This window comes from Brevinematia bacterium, from assembly GCA_039630355.1.
Taxonomy (GTDB): Bacteria; Spirochaetota; Brevinematia; order DTOW01; family DTOW01; genus SKYB106.
Map to the genome: position 1 here is coordinate 1 of JBCNVF010000081.1, position 3,411 is coordinate 3,411.

Genomic DNA, 3,411 nt, shown 5'->3' on the forward strand with positions numbered 1-3,411 from the left:
TCTTTTATCACAAAAAGAGGTATCATACTGTTTTAAAGAGTTTCATTGGGTCTATTTCTATTCCTCGGTAGCCCAAAGTATTATTCCAAAACTTCCACCAAATTGGTTTTTGTTGAAGTTTTCGTAGAATGCCATATCATATGAAAGTCTCATACCAAACCAGCTAAATTTTAGATCAATTCCTGCATTGAGTATAAAATCTTGCCCCAACCTAATCTTAAAAGGATCATTTATACTCTGTCCAACCCCACTTCCGAAAGCACCAAAGAGTGAAAGTTGCTTAATGATAGGTATCCTCAAAACAATTTGTCCTAAAGCCATCCAACTTAGATAAGCAGACTCTCGAGACACTGTAAAGGAATTTGCATTATAAAATCCTCCAACCGATAACCCCATTATCGGTAAGAAAGAAATATGTAGCTTACCACCTACTGGAATATTTAGATTTGTTAAATATAATCCACTTGTTACAGGCGTAATTCCAGAGCAATTTACTTCAAACCCTACTCCTACCCACGCCTTCTGCATTACCACCCACCATGGTAATTCCTTTTTCCTCTTTTCTATCTCCTCTTGAATCTTAAGTTTCTTTATCTTTATCTCCTCTTTTACCCTTCTTTCTTCCTCTAATTTTGCAATATCAGAGATTATACTATCCCTTAGCTGACCTATAGAAGGTCTATCACGGTATGGTGATAAATCTATTATTTTCAACGCTTCCTGGTATTTCCTGATTGCACTGTCGTATTCTTCAATGCTCGCTAATCTTACAGCCTCCTTAACCATACTCCTAATATCCTCATAAACCCTCTTAACTTCTTTCTCCTCTTCTTTAGCTTCTCTCTCCTGTTCTACCCTCTTAATATCCTCAAGTATGTCATCCTTTAGTTTCTTGATGATATCAAGATCCTTGAACTCAGAAAGTTCTATTAGCTTCAATGCTTCATTATACTTCTTTACAGCTCCCTCATAATTCCCCTCACCCGCTAGTTTAATCGCCTCCTTAAGTAAAGCTTTTATCTCCTCATAAGTTAGCTTTACTTTTTCAGCCTGAGCTTCCTCTAGACTCCTTCTTACCAAGCTATCGTGCTTCTCAGTTAAGATGGACTCTAGTTTCTTTATTTCTTCCAAATAATAAAGTTTTGAAAGCTTTATTTCCTTTATCGCTGATGAAAGAATTTCAATTGCATTAGAGTAATTACCTCTCTTCTCCAGCTCTTCCACTGCCACAAGAGTATCCTTTACCTTATTACTTACTACGTCAATCCCCAGAGGAATAAAGTTTGACAGTACATTTGCCCTAAGCTTCAGTAAACTTTCCTCAAGTTCAGGAAATTCAACCTTTTGCTCATCTATAGCCTTTATAGCATCTTCGTAAAGAGCCATACCTGCCGATTTCTCACCTCTAGCAACAAGCTTTTCAGCTTGCATAGTAATGTTTGAAACCCTACTACTAATACTAAGTAAACCAATCTCTTTATACTTTTCCCTCAGCTTCGCAACTATCTGGTTTTTCTCGGTATATGAAAGTGAGGATTGATCAACTTTTGTGATAAAGTCTTTGAGAAGTTTCATTCCTTCACTGTAAGCACTCACCTTTATCAATCCATCAACCTTCGCTAGAGCTTCGTTAGCTTCGTTGTTTAGAATATAAAACTCCGCCTTGGATCTAATCTCAATTTCCCTTTTATTCACAAATTCAAAAAGCTTTGCAACTTCCCGAGAGTAGTTTGTATACCCAGAACTTACTATCTCACCTTTCACCTTCTTGATTAAGTTGTAAGCATCTAGGTATACCTCATTAGAAACTAATTTCTCAAACTCAACGATATTACTATTCACATACTCTACTAGTTCCACATCACTCACACCAGGTGACATCTGGAAGGTTAAAGGAATTACGGTATCCACTTTCTCAGGAAATGAAACATTAGTGTATACTGTTTTAAATCCTCTTTTCACCAGCCTCATAACAAAATTCCCCAGTTCTACATTTATGATCCCATCATTTTCCCCATAATACTCCTCATTTAGATATACACTAACATTCTGGACAGGAATCGTGTTTACGAAAAGTTTTATTGGAGCTTCCTTTAGCTTAAAGGATAGCGAGTTCTGAATGTTAGGCAAGATATGAACATTGGTTTTTATAGATTTGTACCCATCTCTTTGGATAAAGAGAAAAGATTTTCTTGCAGATATACTTCTTAACAAAAGCCCATCTAGTTCAGTCTTTCCCACAATCCTGCCATCTATTTTTACTATAGCACCAATAGGATCCGTTATTATCAAAAGGTCTCCATAGAGAGGAGAGAGATCTTGAACTACCGAGTTTATTTTCCTTACACCAGGAGTTACAGTTAACGAAGTATTGTTGAAACCCACCTCTTGAGCAATTATATCTATCTTTGCTTCCTTACCATGTTGAATCCTCAATGAATACGGAGTTGTAGATATATTTTTGCCTAAGTAGGATACAACTGCCTCCTTTGTCTGTGGCGTGACTATAAATACAGGAATCTTCTTTGGTTCTAAGTTAACCTTTATATTAATTTTCTCATCCGAAACTATATTCACATTTGTTCTGAAAACTTCAAACCCATGCTTGAAAACAGTTATAGTATGAATCCCCCTAGTCAGGTTCCTTGAGTAGCTACCAGAGGTTACAACTCCTTCAAGCTTCCTATTTATAACCACAAAAGATCCATTTTCAGCATATATGTTAACCCCAGCTCCAACCCTATCAAGACTCACGAAAAAGTAATTTATCTCATTAGGCTTTACTTGGATTTGCACATTTTTTAGAAGTGTTGTTGAAGTTTGCTGGAATATTACATTCTTTGTTCCTTCTACCAAATTTGTCAAAAGAGGTGTTACACCGAAAATACCACCTTCAGCAATTATCACTGGCACTCCCTTAACATTCGCATCTATGTATACCAACCCCATAGGTATAGGCGAGACCTGAGGAGTATATTTCTGAAGAGAGAATGAAAGACTTATATTACCTCCCCCTGGAACAGAAATGTTAGTAATTATACTTTGGTAACCCGATGCTGTAAGTATCAGAGTATACTCTCCCTCAGGAAGAGTATTTTTACCTACCTTAAGCTGAATATTGTCAGGCTTCACCATTATTGACAGATCCTTTACCGAAGGCTTTACCGATATGTTAATATTACCCAGTCTTCTAGGATCGTAGTAATAGTATTTCCACGCAGAAAGAATATCTACTATATTCTCCTTAACTTGAAGTAATACGTAATCTTTGTCCATAAAAGACGATAGTGGTATCTCAAAACTTCTCTTAGCAACGGATTTTCCAGCTTGATCCAAGTATTGCATATCAACCTTAACACCTGATTTAGAAGCACTATAGGATGCAACTAAAACACCTTTGATATCTGGTAT

1 protein-coding gene is annotated in these 3,411 nt (G+C 36.6%); it reads right to left on the bottom strand.

The window, feature by feature from the left end; genetic code table 11:
* Positions 1-57 precede the first annotated feature (57 nt).
* The coding region (locus tag ABDH28_05640; protein MEN2998500.1) for a PEGA domain-containing protein at positions 58-3,411 on the bottom strand (3,354 nt) is incomplete at its 5' end.